Here is a 16,986-nt window from a genome sequence, read left to right as displayed (position 1 = left end):
TTATCGAAAACCCGGCTTGATGCCGTGCACTACATATCTACCGCCATTTCCTGATCGACTCGTGATTGATTCCCTGAATCACGCGGCCTGCCCGCGCCATGGATGCCCTGCCGGACAGGGCGAATCAGGAACCCGACATCATGCAGACATTTTCCCCCACGCGGTCCTCTCCCGCGTTCACCCACCCTGCCGCTGCCAGTGCGCTCAAGCGTCTGAGCGAATCCTGCGAAACGCTGACGACTGAGCTGTTGCAGCTTCCCTCTCCACACGCCGCGCTGCTCGACGCCCTGAAAACCGGCGAGCAAACCGCCATCGAGCAAGAAACCGACGTACTACTGGAAACGCTGAACACGTACTGGCAGACCGTAAGTGCCCTGGGCCAAGGGCGGCGCAGGCTGTTCACCGCGTCATTCGAGCAAGCATTACAGGATGAAGCCGCGCTCAAAGCTCACGAAAACGAAGTCCGGCCCAATGCCATCGAATGTCTCCCTGCCTCCGCCGACACCGGTACTCAGCCTGTCGTCTGCGCACTTTATGTCGCCCTCGACGCGCAAACAGGCGTGGAAATCCATGGCGCGCTGGTCATGAGCCTCACATCAGGTCGAACCCTGCTGACGCTACCGGGCAGCGGTCTGTCGGAATTTGCAACGCAGCGATCCATGCTCGAAACGGTGACCGAATGGCTCAACGACGACACGCTGCGCTGGGGGGTGCTTATCAACGCTGAGCGACGTCACCAGGACGCCGTGTTTGCTGTCACGGACGATCCGGACCTGCATCTGGAACGCTTCAGCCCAAACGACGTGCACCTGCGGATCGTGACGGGAAACCCTTATCGTCACGCGGTCCAGAGGATGATAGAGAAACAGCGCGCTGACGTGCTTTACGTGTGCGGCGATGGCCGGAACGCTAACCTGGAACTGCACGCCAACCAGATCGAAGGCGCCATGAACCTGTCCGGGCTGTTCGGACCCAAGGCAATGCTGGAGCGACGTGAGCTGATCTTGGCCGAGCGCAAAGCGCGAACAGCGTTGCCCGACTGGATCAAACTGGCCTCTCGCGAAGATCTGGAGGAATACCGCCAGCGCCTGAAGCGCTACGAAGAAGGCCATGACGCATTGGCGAGCAGCCTGAATGGCGCGGCTTCGGCGAGTCAATACGCCGCCGTGAACCTGCGCGCTCGGCTGGCCAATGATCTTGGCCACGATCTGGCGCCCGACGCAATTTCCCTCAGCACCCGACGCACCCTGCCCGTCACGAAAGAGGTCTACACCGTCACTCGCACCCTGTCGCAGATGGCGCTCTATGGCTTGCATCCCGATGACCTCAACGAGGGTTCGGAGTTTCTGACTCAGACCACCGTGAATATCGATGGCTGTCCCGTCGGAGCCAGCCATGCCTCGCTGACTCCGGCGTATGTCGCCCGCGTAATTGATGAACTGAAACTGCGCCTGAGTTTTGCCGAGTACCAGCGCGAAACCTATGGAAAGCCGGCCAGCCAGAAACTGATGCGTGAACTGCTCGACCTGCAAATCGCCGAATCCGCGTATGTCGCCAAAATGCAGGGGCACCTCTCGCTTGACGACTTCAACGTGGTGACCGCAGTGACTCAGGGCGTGCTCAACGCCACCGACAACGTGTTACGCATTCAGCACATCAGGATCGATAACCAGGCCACGCTGAGCCGCACCTTGGTGTTCCGAAAGGAAAACGCCGCAGGCGAACTGCAACGGCTGATCATGTTCACTTCGGACGCCCCTCGCCCTCAGCTGTTCCAGAGTTTCAACAGCGAGACCCAAATGCTCCACGAACTGGTGGCCTGGACCGCCAGCCCGGAAATGACCCGCTACCTCATCGACCAACTGAATGTGGCTGATCGTCCCGCGCTCAATTCAACCCTCGACGCACTGCGTGAGAAGCCGTTTCCCCGCGCCGACTTTTTGCGCCTTATCACTCAGGAAAACTACGACAGCGCGCTGCAAACCCTCGTCATCCAAAACGTGAAGGTGGTGCGCTCGCAGAACGAGGCTCACACCCCGGACTGGTACATTCGCGCCAGCAGTGAACAGCGTCAGCACCTGCTGGCGCTGGAAGACGCGGCCAACGGGGCTGTCATGAACTATGCCGCGCAACCGCACACACGGGTTCAGGATTTCGAAGACTATGTTCATCAGCGCGCCAGCGAGAAGATTTGCCAGTTACTGAAGGTGCCAGCGGGAACGATCGATCCTGATCAAGTCATCGTGAAGACCGAGCGTGAAACCCTGAGCTACACCGCACTGATGCGAAACGGCTACGACGACAGTTTTGGCGTGTTTAAACCCACGGCCGACACGACGGCCACGTTCAGCGGTCCGCAGGGCATCGACCTCAGCCCGTTGACGCCCGCCTCCGTCGCCGGGTCGGTTCGGGGAAAATGGCTCGCCGACGCTTATAGCGATCTGGTGAAACGCACGCTGCTTGATCCGCAGTCCGAAGGCTACCTGTACCGGCGCCAGACCAGCGCGCTGATCACCCGCCTGAACATGCAGGCCGCCGCCCTGCGCAGCCTGCTGAAGGGACACATCGACGAAACGCAGTATGAGTGGCTGCAAGAGAGCATCCGCCATCTGAACGACGCGACGCCCGAGGTTCGCGCTCGCCACCCCGTCTATCCATTGCAGATCCACATCGACAAGCCTTTCATCGCGCTGCACATGGGCGGTATCAGTCAGTTGGTCGTCACCGACACGAACCTGATCCACGTTGAAACCGTACAAGGCTGCTACGCGCTGATGCCGACGGCAGTCAGACTGGCGGCGCTGCTGTACACGCCGAATGCCCCGGACGGTCTGGAGTTCAGGGCGTTTAGTGCGTTCGTTGATTCCCTTGGTGCGCCGGGGATGATCGATTACTACAAGGACCGCTGTCGCATCAACGCTCGCCGCGTGCTGTCGTTTTTCCTGAATGACATGAAAACAGGCAACGGCAATAAACGACCGGTGCTGCCTGCCGAGCCTATCGCCGACTTCGCGCAGGTCTGCTTCAACCGAAAGATCGAACGTAAACTGCGCGACGCCGAGGAAACGTCCACCAATCGCCATGACATGCTGAGTCAGGTGATCTGGAACAGCGTGGATATCATCGCCACAGTGGTGACGGCGCCCTTTCCACCACTGAGTTTTGCGGTGGGTGTGGCCCTCGCGTTACGCGATGCGAGCAAGGCGGTTCAGGCGCTGGCAGGGCATGAACCGGAGGCCGCTTCAGGGCTGTTTCTCGCGGCAGGGCTGAACGTGCTGGGCGCATACGGCGATTTGAAACAGGGCCTGAAAGGATTTGGCGGCGTCGCACGCAAACTGGCCGAACGCTCGAAACAGGGGGCGCGTCCTGCTGCGTTGAAGAAAACCTCGCCCACACAAAAGGGACTGCGCCCTGTGAAATTCGAGGACGAAGACTTCCTTTTGGGCAAACCCAACGCCAAGGGGCACGCGCAGGTGTATGACAACCTCGGCCTCGACCTGGACGAAGCGTTTCCCACCGGACGTTACGCCGCCAGAAACGACAGCGGCGTCTGGCAGCCACTGGATAAGCCTGTCGCGCCATTGCCCTCGAATACACTGAATGACCACCGTGTCACAGGCGTTTCCCTGCAGGGTCTGCCCCGCGTCACCGAAGGCCATGCCAACGGCGTGAGCCTCGGCCAGGGCAAGCATTACATCGAGATGAGTGGCGAGGTGTATCAGGTGCACTACGACGCCAGCCTGCATTGCTGGCACATCGTCGATCCGCAGAACCCATTCGCATTCTTTGGCCGCCAGCCCGTGCGTTTGAACGAGCAAGGGCAGTGGCAACGCATTCCGCGCTCGGGCCTGCGCGGCGGCAGCGACACACCCGGCACATTCACTCCGTTACGGGAAGACGTACACGTGGGTGCCACAGACGCAGGGCTGCACAGGTGGGAACTCCCTGCCAACCTGCAACCGCACATGGAAGAGATTCTGACCGGCACGACCATGGACCCGATCGCGATGGGCCTGGGGGATTTTTTCAACGCCTATTACGGGCAAATGCGTCAGACGTACGCCGATCTACGCGAACAGCTCTACCACGACGCTCACGCCTTTTTTGCAGCGCCTGTCGCCCTTCCGGCGCGTCCGGCACTCTCCGCTGTCGACACTTCGACGACGATCAGCGGGTTTCTGGAGAGCGCGTTCACCCGCAGCAACGGCCTGGTGTTTGGGGAGGCGTCGAAATCCATCGCCAGCAAGCGCCTGCTCATCTCGAACATGAAAACCCTCGCAGAGCAGCGCGTCGAAGTGCTGTACATCGAACACCTCTTTACCGACAAGCACCTGCGTAAGCTGTCGAAATACCTGGCCAAAGGCAGCCGCATTCGCGCAGGCTCCCATGAGATCAAGGCTCATCTGAAGTACCTCAACAACAAGGCGCTGGATAATCTCAGCCGCGAGTTCGACTACTACCACCTCATCAAAGAAGCACACCGTTACGGCATCGAGGTGCGGCCCCTGAGTTCCTCAGTGAGCTACCCAGTCAATGCCTACCCGGTAGCCAGTGCTGCGGGTGACAATAGCGCTGCTCAAAAAATGAGCAAATTCTTCAGTCATCATGTCATCAGCGGCGACGTGACGGCCGAACCGACCCGGCGCTGGGTGGCATTGGTGGACCAAAAGCTCGCCACAACCCATGAGCAAGTCCCCGGCATGGCCGAATTGCACGGGGCTATCAGCGTGCACATCGAGGATGTACCTGCGGGCCGGGCCACGGAAATCAGCCAGGATGCAACGCTGGTCAACACCGAAACGAACGTCACGCCAAGCGATTTCAAGATTGAGTTCGCCCAGTCGAGCCTCACCGAATCAGCGTCTGCCTCCGTGAGCGCGACAACACATCACGTCGTGCCACAGCCCGCAGGTACGTCCGCCTCAACGGCAAACCCCGGCTATCACTGGAGCGACGCAACCGGTTGGCAGCGCGTCGAGCCGGGCCAATGGTTGGCGGACACTCCGCCGACAGCGCTTCAACGCTCACTCGCTGACGCTCGTTACGACATGCCGTTCGAGTCGCAACCCACTTTGTACGAGTTGGCGTATCAGGAGCACAAGGGGCTGAACAGTGAGTATTTTTTCTTCAATGAACGCCTGAATGCCGTGCAGGACGTGTTTTTCGACCTGCGAACTAAACTGCGCCACGACGCCCGCAACATTTTCGCCGCCGATCTGCCACCTCGTCCTACGATGCCTTCGGTCGAGCCGCCGCTCGACGCCCCACAGTTTATTCAGAACCTGTACGAACACACCGATGGGATGGTCGTGGGCGAATTTCACGCGTCCGTGGGCAGCAAGAAATTCCTCATCGACAACCTGCCGTTGCTGGCGGAGCAACAAGTGAAAACGCTCTACATGGAGCATCTGCTGACCGACCTTCATCAGCTGCATCTGGACCGTTTTCATGAAACGGGTCAGATGAGCAATGAGCTGCTGCAGAGCCTCCAGCGTCTGGACAGGGGCCAACTGACGGACCCGGCCAAGGCTTATAACTTCGAGAGAGTGGTGATCAAGGCCAGGGAACATGGCATTGAAGTCCGCGCCATCGATTGCGCCGCGAGCTATCACCTCAAGGGCATCCGCGAGACCCGCACGACCCGCCAGGAAATGATGAATTACTTCGCGTCCCGGACGATTCGTCGGCATCAAGCGGTGGTCGGGCGTCACAAGTGGGTCGCGCTTGTCGGCAATAGCCACTCCAACCGTTTCCAGCAAGTGCCGGGCCTGGCGGAGCTGGAAGGGGGTATCGGTGTACGCGTGGACGACGTGGCGCCAGGCGCTTCCCATGGCATCACTCGGGATACCGGAGAGAGCGCACGGGCATCAATGACCCACGAAAACGCGTTCGTGAAAGGTGACTTCAAGCTCGAAATGGAAGTGCCGGGAAGGATCGATCAGGTCAGTCCGACCCGCGTGCTGGCGCCACAACCGCTGTCCCTGGAGCAGCGTCTGGCAAGGCCCGGCATGTTCGTCGTTGAGCAGGAGCTGGACGAGGTGTACGTGATCGTACACAAGACCAGGAACAGCGAAATTCATCGCACCACCGTGCAGATCAATGCGGCCGGTCACGTGTTTGTGGATCGCCCAATGTGGCCAGCCGTTCATCTCCAGCCCTATGACGACATCGACGCGCTGATTTGGGCGTTGGAGGACATCAACCTGACGCGGGTGGGATGAGACGCTGTAGCACCAAGGCTTACCAGCGGTGGCGCTTTTGAAATCGCTGCCGCCGACAAGCCGGATCATTAGAGGAGGCGTGCCATGCTACATCACACCGCTTTTGGCAGGCGCTGTTCCAGCATTTGGTGCAGCGCGCTATCGGCGGGCCAGTTGCGCATGAAGCGCGCGCGGTCCTTGGCGAAAGCGGCGGCGAACGCGTTTTGCGAGCCGTGCTGACACATCGCGTCGAGGTCGATCAGCGCCCAGCGGTCCTGATGCCAGAACACGTTGTGCCCTTTGAGGTCGCCATGGCTGATGCGCTCGCGAATCAGTTGCTCGAACAGCGCGTCCAGCGCCTGCAATTCGTTTTCAGGCGCGTCGCCTGATGCTACGTAAGGCGCGAAACGCTCGATGATGTCCGGTCCTGGCAGGTACTCAGTCACCAAATACGCTTTGCGTCGCAACCAGAAAAAACGCTGTTCCAGCAGGGCCAGCGGCTTGGGCGTGGCGATGCCGAGGAACATCAGGCGATTGCCCTCGCGCCATGAATGCCATGCACGGCTCGGGCGCCAAAAGCGTTTGAGCCAGTGGGCGAAGTTCTTGATGTTGTAGCGCTTGATCACCAATGGCCGCCCCTCGACCTCGGTTTTCGCCACGCTGGCGGCACCGCCGGTCTTGTAGAGGTGGCCGCTGTCGATCAGAGTGTCGGCCTTGTCCAGCACCGGCAGCATCGCCGCTTCTTCCTCACGACGAATCGCCCGCAGACCAAATGGGCCGTCCGACACGCTGAACAGGCTGCACTCTCGCCCGATCTTGATCAGGTAATCCCGCAGTCGCCAGGCGCTGACTTTGTCGATCTGTTTCTGCAGCGCTTCGACCGGCAGCGCGTGTTCCCCGTTGCTCAGGAGGTAATAGACCAGCAGCTCTTCGGTGAACGGGGCCAACGACTTGGGCAACTGAGCGAAAAACACGCCGAGGTTTTCCAGGACTTTTGGGCGGGACAGCGGCTTGCCCGCTTCTTCGGCCCGAATTCCGGCGCCGTCGATCAGGTACAGCTGGCCGTTCTGTCGCAACAAGTTGTCGAGGTGCAGGTCTTCTTGCCACAGCCCCTTGGCGTGCATCTGGCCAACGGCGGCGAGGGCTTCGCTCAGCACGGCGGTTTGCTCGTCGGCCAGCGGCGGCAGGTGCTCGACGGCTTTCCAGGCTTCGCCGAGGCTTTCGGCCTGATCGAGGAATTCGAAAAGGAGCCAGCCGCCTTCGCCTTCGTTCAGCCCTTCGGCCAGCAGCAATGGCGTGGTCAAGCCTTGCTCGGCAAGGAGCTGCACCCCGGCGCGCTCACGCTGAAAATGCCGAGACGCCTTGCTGCCCACCAGCAATTTAGCGAGCACCGGACGCCCACGCCATATGCCCGCGCCCACGTAACGTTGACCCGGCAGCACACGGAGCAGGCTCAACAGCTGCAACTCGGCAGGCCCTGCCGCATCCGCCAACGCAATGCTCATCGGCAGCGTCGGGGTACGACCGGCGTTTTTCAGTTCAGACAAACGCATCGGCGCCCTCATAAATCAAACATGAATGAAACGCAGCCCTCAAGATCACGCTCTCCGGCTTCTGCCTGAAGGGCGTGGGAGCTGGCTTGCCTGCGATCTGCTGCGAAGCAGCAGTAAAACCGGACAGTTTGGTATACCTGAAGTACCGCGTTTACCGGATTACTGCCGGTACCCGGCAGATCGCAGGCAAGCCAGCTCCCACGGCCTGCGGCCAGAATCAAAAACAAAACCCTGTGCGCGTAACTGGCCACCTGCAAAGCAAACCCCATCGGCCAGAATCAAAAGCCAATCACGGCGAGTCGTTGAATCACTTACTGCGCTTATGACTGCCGCGTTTGGCCAACCGCTGCCACCAGGAATCCACCAGCCCACTGTCACCCGGCGCCTGTAAGTAGGCGGCGAGCAGTTCGCGGATTTCGGCTTCGTTCCACATCGGTGCGCGCCGCAGCAAAGGCTCGATGTCCTTGACTCGATCCCGTTGGCCGAAGATTGACTTGCGGGTCTTCTCAAGGTCGATCAACTGCGCCTGATAGGCGCTGCCTTTGGCTTTCATGAAAATGTGCTTGGGGTAAAAACAGCCATGCACCTGACCAGCCTTGTGCAACGTGCGCGCCAGTTGACCGCAGGCTTGCAGAATCGCCAGGCGCTGAGTCGCGGCCAGCGCGTCCCACTCGCTCAACAACGTGTCCAGATCGCTCCAGCCATCCAGCGCCCGAGTCATCAGAATGGCCCGACGCTCGCCATCGACCTTTTTCTCGCCATAAAACACCGCATGCAGCGCCGGAATGCCGAGCTTCTGATACAGGCTGATGTTGCGAAACTCGCGGGAGAACGACGGCTCGCCAAACGGGTGATGCAGCGTGTGGGTCAGGTAATTGCTCTGGCGCTTGAGGTAATAACCTGAGCCTTCGAGCTCCAGACGAAACACGCTGCTCCAGCCGCCGCGCCCGGTGTTGGGTTCGTCCACGGCGTCGAGCTGCACGTCCCACAGCGAATCGAAATCGGCCAGACCATGCCGTTCCAGCAAGCCACGGTCGGCATCAGCGATGAAAGCACTCATTCCCGCCCCTCGAAAAAGCTGACGATGTGTCGAATGCGCTTCTTGTCCGATGCGTTCAGGCGCTCGCGCCCACGGTATTGCAGATAGAAACGCAGGCGCTGGGTCGCGGACAGGTGATATTTGGCCACCTTGTCCAGACACGCCAAGTCCTTGGTGATCCGATAGCGCAGCATGAAACTGACCCAGAATGCGCCGTTCGGGCAATCGATCAGAAACACGGTCGAGCGGTCGTCCACCAACAGGTTGCGCCACTTCAGATCGTTATGGGTAAAACGATGATCGTGCATGGTCCGGGTGTAGCGTGCGACCTGCTGGCTGATTCGGTCCACCCAGGAACGGTTGTCCAGACGCTCGTCGTGGACCCGCGCCAGCTCCGACAAATCCTCGGTGCGCGGCAGTTCGCGGGTAATCAGCGCGCCGCGATCATACGCGGCACCCCGGCGCTCAAGGCCCCAGGCGATCACCTCGGCTGTCGGAATCCCCCACTTGGCGAAACGCTTGAGGTTCTGCCACTCGGACTTCACGCGAGGCCGCCCCAGATAACGGCGCAGCCCTTTGCCCGCCGCAACGTAACGTTTGACGTAGTAATTCACGCCACCACGCTCCACGCGAATCACTTCTGACAGCGGATCGCGAGTCAGCCGCTCTCCTTGCAAGGCAAACACGGCGTCCAGCGATCCAAAGTCAGCGGCCAGCTCGGCGTATTCCGGTTCAAGGTTCCACCCCGCCATCAGAGCGCATCCCCGTACCGCAATTTGCGCTGATAGAGCTTCTCGGCCTTGGCCTCCAGCCACACCAGCAGCGCCGACTCTTCAGCCAGAATCTGGCGCAGCGGCTGCTGGAAATAGCCCTTGAGGAAACGCATTTTGTCGCGACGGGTCAGGCCGATGTCCAGCGCCGAGAAATACAGCGCGGCCAGGTCCTTGTTGCGCCAGCGTTGAGTGATCTGATCCCGGGTCTGCGCGCGGTGCAGGTCGATCACCGACAGCTTGAAGCTTTCCGGGGTGACCGGCGTATCGGTGTGCAGCAGGAAGTGGCACAGGTAGCAGTCGCGATGGTTGACCCCAGCGCGGTGCATCATGCCTACCAGCCGCGCGACTTCAGCAATATACGCCCACTTCATGCGCGGCTCGGGCGGCTGTTTCACCCAGTTGATGCTGACGTCTTCCATGCTTTCGGTCGGCGCCAGCTCTTCGGTGACGATGAACGAATGCTGCGCGGCCGGGTTGCTGCCGCGCTCGCCGTAGGCCACGGAGGTCATGGTCGGGACGCCGACTTCCGTGAGGCGGTTGATCGCATCGAATTCCTTGCCCGCGCCCAGTACCGGCAGTTTGGCGGTCAGCAGATTCTTCGCCACTTCACCCCAGCCAATGCCGCGATGAATCTTGACGAAATAGCCGCGGCCATCGACTTCGGTGCGCAGCGTGCGACGATTTTCCAGCTCGCGGTACACCTGACCTTGCAACGCCTCGACGGCCTCGAACGCGTCGCGCCCGGCCCAGAGGGTCTTGAAGGGTTCAGCAAGGATCAATTTCATCCGTGGTGCTCCGCCAGAATCACATCCGCAGCGTGTTGCGGCATGCTGTAAAGATCAGCCGTGTCGGCGAATGCCAACCCGTTCTTGCCCCAAGACGAGCGCGCGGCATCGTCTTCAAGCATGCGGCTCAGGTATTGATTGAGCTGACTCTGCTCGAACGGCTCATCGAGGACCAGGCCGCTGTCGGCTTCGGCGATGTAATGGGCGTAGCCACATACCGCGCTGACCAGCACCGGCAGGCCCGCGACCAACGCTTCGAGCAGCACCGTGCCGGTGTTCTCGTTGTACGCCGGGTGAATCAACAGGTCGGCGCCCAGCAGGAAGCGCGGGATGTCGCTGCGGCCTTTCATGAAGGTCACGTTGTCGCTCAGGCCCAACGTCGTGCTCTGCAACTGGAAGACTTTGGGGTCGTCCTGACCGATGACGAACAGGCGCGTGCGTTTGCGCAACGCAGACGGCAACGCCGCGAGGGCTTTCAGACTGCGATCCACGCCCTTGGTCTTGAAGCCGGAGCCGATCTGCACCAGCAGCAAGTCGTCATCGCCCAGCTTGAACTCGCGTCGGAATTCGGCCCGAATCTCAGCGGCATTGGCCGGTGCGCGACGGTCTTGGGAAATCCCCGGCGGCAGCAAATGGAAGCGCTTGAGCGGCGTGTCGTAGTGCTTGATGAACAGCGGCTGCTGCACTTCGGAAATCATCAGCACTTCGGTTTTCGCGTCTTTGGCGAACACCGAGCGCTCGTATTCGGCGAAGTGGCGATAACGGCCCCAATATTTGTACAGGCCGTGACGCAGGTTCTGCGCCTTGTCTTCATAACAGCCGTCGGCGGCGTAATACACGTCCAGACCGGGCATTTTGTTGAAGCCGATCAGACGGTCCACCGGGCGCTTGGCAAGGTCGGCGTTCATCCAGTCGGTGAGTTTTTCATTGCGGCGATGATTGAAGATCGCCTTGACCGGCGCCACCAGCACTTCGAAGCCGGCCGGCACGTTACCTTCCCAGATCAGCGTGTAGACGCGGATCGTATGCCCGCGCTGCTGACACTCCAGGGCGATGCGCATGAAATCACGCTGCAAGCCGCCGAAGGGAAAGTATTTATAGAGCACGAATGCCAGTTGCATCACGGATGTTCCTTTGCCAGCAACAGCGAGCCCAACTGGCCCGCTACTCGCTCGGGATTCAGGCGAGTGAAGCACATCGGCCACTCGCGTTCGGTATCGACCTGACGCTGATCTTCAGGGGTCGGTCGATAGGTGCATTTCTTTTGCAGGCACGGCGCGCAGGCCGGGTAATCGCCTGCGAGGTGAACCTGCGACTTGCCGTAGGCGCCGGTCAGGCCGGGGTTGGTCGGGCCGAACAGCGACAGCGTCGGCACATCCAGCGCCGCTGCCAGATGCCCGAGCCCTGTGTCCACAGCGACGCAGCCTTGCGCGCCGGCCAGCACTTTGGCGACGCCTGCCAGATTCAATTTGGGCAGCACAACGGCTTTATCAAGTCCCTCGGCGATACGCTCAGCGCGCGCTTTCTCGGCAGGGTTGCCCCACGGCAGGTGCACTTCCAGACCCTGACCGATCATGCGCTCGGCCAACTGGCGCCAGTACAGCTCGGGCCAATGCTTGGTGTCCCAGGTCGTGCCATGCAGAAACAACACGAATGGCTCGCCGCTTTCGCTGCTTAGCAAACGACTGCGATCCAGCCCGTAATCCCCAAGACCCGCCGGGATTTCATAGCCCAGCGCTTGAGCGAACAGTTGCCGCAAACGCTCGACGGCATGCTGCCCGCGAGCAACCGGATAGGCCCTGTCGTAGAAACGCGCGGCCAAGGGCTCGCGTGCGGAGAGCCTGTCCAGACCGACAATCGGCGCCTTGACGTAGCGAGTCAGAAAGGCGCTTTTCAGCAGCCCCTGCGCATCGATCACCAGATCGTAACGGGTGTCGCGCAGACGCTGTTTGAACTGGCGCCATTGGCCGTTCTTGAAGGTCTGCCACAGGTTCTTGCGCCAGCGGCGGATCGCCACCGGTATAACGCCGGACACTGCCGGGTGCCAGGTCGGAATTTCCGCGAAGCCTTCTTCCACCACCCAGTCGAACTGGATGCCGGGGATGGCCTTGGCCGCATCGGTCAGCGCAGGCAGGGTATGAATGACGTCACCCAGCGACGAGGTCTTGATCAGCAGTACCCGCAAGTCAGGCGACCTCGACCGGCGTGCCACCCAAGTGGCTGAGCGACGTGATGACCGCATCCGGCTCCAGCAGGCGCAAGCAGTTGTAGTGCCCGAAACGGCAGGTGCGTTCGAAACACGGGCTGCACTCGATGCCCAGTTGCACGATCTCGACCTGATCGGCCAGCGGTGGCGTGAAGCCCGGCGAGGTCGAGCCGTACACCGCCACCAACGGGCGATTCAGCGCAGCTGCGACGTGCATCAGGCCGGAGTCGTTGGAGACGACCGCATCGGCGCAGGACAGCAAATCGATGGCCTCGGCCAAGGACGTGCCGCCGCTGAGGTTGGCGGACTCTTCGCGCAGGCCGGGAATCAGTCGTTCGCGGATGCTTTCGCCCACCGCATGATCATTCTTGGAGCCGAACAGCCAGACCTGCCAGCCCTCGCGAATCTTGGTCTCGGCGACTTTGGCGTAGTGCTCGGACGGCCAGCGTTTGGATTCGCCGAACTCCGCACCGGGGCACAGCGCCAGCACGGGACGATCAAGCGCCAAACCGAACTTGGCGAGCGCGGCGTCGCGGCTGACGGCTTCGATTTGCAGGCTCGGTTTCGGATACGGACGCGGGATTTCCGCGTCCTTGTCGTAAGCCAGGGCCATGAAGCGCTCGATCATCAGCGGGTATTTCTGCTTGTCCAGCACGCGCACGTCGTTGAGCAGGCCGTAGCGGAATTCGCCACGCCAGCCAGTGCGTTTCGGGATACCCGCGAAGAACGGCACCAGCGCCGATTTCAGCGAGTTAGGCAGCAGAATCGCTTGGTCGTACTGGCTTTTCAGGGACTTGCCGATGCGACGACGGGTCGCCAGTTCCAGCGCGCCGTGGCCGAGCGGGAAGCTCAAGGCCGTGCGCACTTCGGGCATGCGCTCAAGGATCGGCCGACTCCACTCGGGGGCCAGCACATCGATTTCGCACTGTGGGTGACGCTGTTTCAGGCACTGGAACAGCGTTTGCGCCATCACCATGTCACCGACCCAGCTGGGCCCTACGATCAGAATTCTCATGCTCAATCCAAAAACGACCAGAAACGAGCAGGGAGGCCCATCAGACTGCGTGACGCTTCCACACAGCCTGACGCCTCCCTGTCATAGCTTTATATAGGTCCGCAAACATCCGGACTTTGCAGTTCTCTCAACGCCTGACGCGCTCTTCTGTGGGAGCGAATTCATTCGCGAGAGGCGGGTACATCCGACGCATCTCTGTCGGTTGGGCGACCGCCTCGCGAATGAATTCGCTCCTACAGGGGTTAGTGCCGAGCGCTCAAATCAACTCAACCCCAACTGCCCCCAGATCCGCATCACTTCACGCCGCTCGCTCGCGAACTGATCACCGCTGACCGCGCCGGCCTCTTTCTGCAGGGCCTGTCGGTGTGCGGCGGAACGGTACGCTTTATACACCTCGCGCAACAGGCTCGCGTCGGCGGCGGGCATCAGCCCTGCCTCTTCCAGACCTTCGAGAATGCGGATGTTATCGGTGTATCGAAGCAGCGCGGGGTGCTCTCTGGACCACGCCAAGGCCGCGTATTGCACCATAAATTCGATATCGACGATACCACCGGCGTCCTGCTTGAGATCGAACGACGACGTGGGCTCGAAGGCATTTGCCCCCTTCCCGGCCAGCGTGCCCTTGGTTCCGAGGTTGTCGCGCATCTTGGCCCGCATGTCGCTGACTTCCTGTCGCAACGTCGCCAGATCACGCTCGCGCCCCAGCACTGACGCGCGCACGCCTTCGAATCCCTTGCCCACATCCGCACTGCCCACCAGCACCCGTGCACGAACCAGCGCCTGATGCTCCCACGTCCAGGCTTCGTTCTCCTGATAGCGCGAAAACGCCCCCAGCGAACTGACCAGCAGACCCGCCGCGCCCGAGGGCCGCAGGCGCATGTCCACCTCGTACAACTGGCCGGAGTTGGTCTGCGTGGTAATCAGGTGAATGATCCGCTGACCCAGTCGTGTGAAGAATTGCGCGCCGTCGATCGGCTTCGGTCCGTCGGTTTCAGCCTGCGGGTCGCCATCGTGGATGAACACCAGGTCCAGGTCCGAACCATGCCCCAGTTCAATGCCGCCGACTTTCCCATAACCGACAATCACGAACCCCGGATCGCACAACGTGCCATCAGGGCGGCGCGGCGCACCATGACGCGCGACGGTGTGCCGCCAAGCCAGCGCCAGCACTTGTTCGAGAATCGCCTCGGCGAGCCAGGTCAGGTAATCGCTGACTTTCATCAGCGGCAGACTACCGGTGATTTCCGACGCGGCCACGCGCAGCCGGTGCGCCAGTTTAAAGTGACGCAACGCCTCCATTTGTTGCTCCAGATCATCCTCGGGGATGCGCGTCAGTCGTTCGCGGAGTTCGGCGGCCAGCTCCAATGCCTGGGGCGGGCTGAACAAACGACCTTCGTTGAGCAGCTCATCGAGCAGCAGCGGGAAGCGGGCGATCTGCTCGGCGATCCACGGACTGGCGGCGCACAACGTCAACAAACGTCGCAGCGCGCCGGGGTTTTCAGTAAGCAGCACCAGATACGCAGAACGCCGGGCGACGGCTTCCACCAGCGGCAATACCCGTTCCAGCACCAGATCAGGGTTGGCGTGTTCAACGGCTTGAGCCAGCAATCTAGGGATGAACGCATCGAGCCGTTCACGACCGAGTCGTTGCATCGAACGCAATTGCGAGCTGTTGCGCAGGTTATTCAGGTGTTTCAGGGCTTTCTGTGCATCGAGGAACCCGCCTTCCTGCAACTGACGGCAAGCGGCTTCTTCGTTTTGAGACTCTTCCCACAGCGGCAACCACTCGCCGCCGACAATCTCTTCGCCACCGTCCTCCTGGCCCTCTTCCTCGTCGGGGTCGGCAATCACCTGACGGAAATGCCAGTCGACCCGACCGCGCCAGTGCATCAACTGCGCGTGGAAGGCGTCCCAATCGGCAAAGCCCATGATGAAAGCAATGCGCGCCTGATCGCGGTCATCTTCGGGGAGCATTTGGGTCTGGCGGTCGGCAATCGCCTGAATGGCGTGCTCGGTGTAGCGCAGGAATTCGTAGCCTTCGCGCAGCTCAGTGATGACCGCCGTGGGCAGATAGCCCTGCCCTTCCAGCGTGCGCAGCACTTTGAGCAGTGGCCGCTGTTGCAGGCTCAGGTCGCGTCCGCCGTGAATCAACTGAAATGCCTGAGCGATGAATTCCACTTCGCGAATGCCGCCGGAACCCAGCTTGATGTTCGCGGCCATGCCCTTGCGCCGGACTTCCTGCTGAATCAACTGCTTCATGGTGCGCAGCGCTTCGATGGCGGAGAAATCGAGGTAGCGGCGATAGACGAACGGTCGCAGCATTTCCAGCAACTCGCTGCCCTTGGCCTGATCGCCACCGACGACCCGCGCCTTGATCATGGCGTAGCGTTCCCAATCGCGGCCCTGATCCTGGTAATACTGCTCCAGCGCGTTGAAGCTCAAGACGAGCGCGCCGGACGAACCGTAAGGCCGCAGGCGCATGTCGACGCGGAAGACAAAACCGTCAACCGTCACCGGGTCCAGCGCCTTGATCAATCGCTGACCGAGGCGAATGAAGAACTCCTGGTTGTCCAGCGGACGCTTCACGCCCAACGTTTCACCGCCTTCGGGGTAGGCGAAGATCAGGTCGATGTCAGAAGAGAGGTTCAGCTCGACGGCGCCCAGCTTGCCCATGCCCAGGATGACCATTTGCTGGGCTTCGCCCGTACGACGGCCCGTTGGGACGCCGAACTGTTGGCAATGTCTGTCATACAACCATCGGTATGCGAGGTCCATACTGCCATCCGCCATGTCGGAAAGGTCGCGGCAGGTTTCGATCAGATCGGCTTGGCGTGTAAGGTCGCGCCAGATAATTCGGACTTGCTGACGCGTCCTTTGACGACGTAGATTACGCCCCAGCTCATCGTCGGTGGTCGCTTCGGCCACCGCGTTGGCGATGTGCTCACGCAGTTCATTGGCCGCAAAGCTGCGCTCCAGCTCGCCGGATTCAGCGAGGTCGAGCAGCATCTGCGGGTCGCGCACGACCTGTTCGGCGACAAAGTCGCTGGACGCGCAAACGCGATCAAAAGCGGCCAGACGCTCAGCGGGCCAGCCATCGAAAGTGGCCTGTCCGCCCTCGGTGAGAGCGGTGAGCGCGGCGCGAAAGGATTGCTGCGCGCGCGAGACCAACGGCAGAAGGACGGCCGGCAGATTGGCCAGCGAGGGAAGGCTCATGGTCTATCCTTGATCGGCGTTCAAAAGGCTACCCGCCGAGGGGTTTTCCCCTACAAAACGGACTGGACTGTCGAACAAAGGTTAAAAATTGCTGGCATTTGCCTGTTATTGGTTGCCAGCATGATTAGTCAGCTGATCTTTTTATGGTTTCTACCAACATTTTTCATTTGATTCATCGCAATACATGAGCGAAAACATCGTT

The 16,986-nt window shown here is 60.8% G+C and carries 9 protein-coding genes; 1 reads left to right on the top strand and 8 read right to left on the bottom strand.

Annotated elements, in window-relative coordinates; all coding sequences use genetic code 11:
- Nucleotides 1-140: 140 nt before the first annotated feature.
- Entirely contained in the window at nucleotides 141-6,221 is a 6,081-nt protein-coding gene (locus ACIQAL_RS16855; protein WP_401147397.1) for a dermonecrotic toxin domain-containing protein, read from the top strand.
- A gap of 92 nt (nucleotides 6,222-6,313) precedes the next feature.
- Here ACIQAL_RS16855 and ACIQAL_RS16850 read toward each other — a convergent pair whose 3' ends face one another.
- The 8 genes from ACIQAL_RS16850 to glnE form a co-directional block, all read right to left on the bottom strand.
- Nucleotides 6,314-7,753 carry a lipopolysaccharide kinase InaA family protein gene (locus ACIQAL_RS16850; RefSeq protein ID WP_401147394.1) on the bottom strand — a complete coding sequence of 480 codons (1,440 nt, stop codon included), beginning with the start codon at nucleotides 7,751-7,753 and terminating at the stop codon, nucleotides 6,314-6,316.
- A gap of 307 nt (nucleotides 7,754-8,060) precedes the next feature.
- Entirely contained in the window at nucleotides 8,061-8,813 is a 753-nt protein-coding gene (locus ACIQAL_RS16845) for a lipopolysaccharide kinase InaA family protein (RefSeq protein ID WP_401147391.1), read from the bottom strand.
- Nucleotides 8,810-9,544: a lipopolysaccharide kinase InaA family protein gene (locus ACIQAL_RS16840; RefSeq protein WP_166596059.1), complete on the bottom strand. Its 735-nt coding sequence runs from the start codon at nucleotides 9,542-9,544 to the stop codon at nucleotides 8,810-8,812. Before ACIQAL_RS16840 ends, ACIQAL_RS16845 begins: the two co-directional genes overlap by 4 nt.
- Nucleotides 9,544-10,350: a lipopolysaccharide core heptose(I) kinase RfaP gene (gene rfaP, locus ACIQAL_RS16835; protein WP_401147388.1), complete on the bottom strand. Its 807-nt coding sequence runs from the start codon at nucleotides 10,348-10,350 to the stop codon at nucleotides 9,544-9,546. Before rfaP ends, ACIQAL_RS16840 begins: the two co-directional genes overlap by 1 nt.
- Nucleotides 10,347-11,471 (bottom strand): glycosyltransferase family 4 protein, encoded by a 1,125-nt coding sequence (locus tag ACIQAL_RS16830; protein WP_401147385.1) that lies wholly within the window; start codon nucleotides 11,469-11,471, stop codon nucleotides 10,347-10,349. Before ACIQAL_RS16830 ends, rfaP begins: the two co-directional genes overlap by 4 nt.
- Nucleotides 11,471-12,535: a lipopolysaccharide heptosyltransferase I gene (waaC, locus tag ACIQAL_RS16825; RefSeq protein WP_401147382.1), complete on the bottom strand. Its 1,065-nt coding sequence runs from the start codon at nucleotides 12,533-12,535 to the stop codon at nucleotides 11,471-11,473. The genes ACIQAL_RS16830 and waaC overlap by 1 nt, the downstream gene beginning before the upstream one ends.
- 1 nt (nucleotide 12,536) lies before the next feature.
- A complete protein-coding gene (gene waaF / locus ACIQAL_RS16820) occupies nucleotides 12,537-13,571 on the bottom strand; it encodes a lipopolysaccharide heptosyltransferase II (protein WP_401147379.1) in 1,035 nt (344 codons plus the stop codon).
- Nucleotides 13,572-13,832: 261 nt separating this feature from the next.
- Entirely contained in the window at nucleotides 13,833-16,784 is a 2,952-nt protein-coding gene (glnE, locus tag ACIQAL_RS16815) for a bifunctional [glutamate--ammonia ligase]-adenylyl-L-tyrosine phosphorylase/[glutamate--ammonia-ligase] adenylyltransferase (protein WP_401147376.1), read from the bottom strand.
- Between the last annotated feature and the right edge of the window lie 202 nt (nucleotides 16,785-16,986).

This window comes from Pseudomonas sp. NPDC088368 (assembly GCF_044753445.1).
Classification (GTDB): Bacteria; Pseudomonadota; Gammaproteobacteria; order Pseudomonadales; family Pseudomonadaceae; genus Aquipseudomonas; species Aquipseudomonas bambusae.
This window is presented reverse-complemented; position numbering and strand designations above follow the sequence as displayed.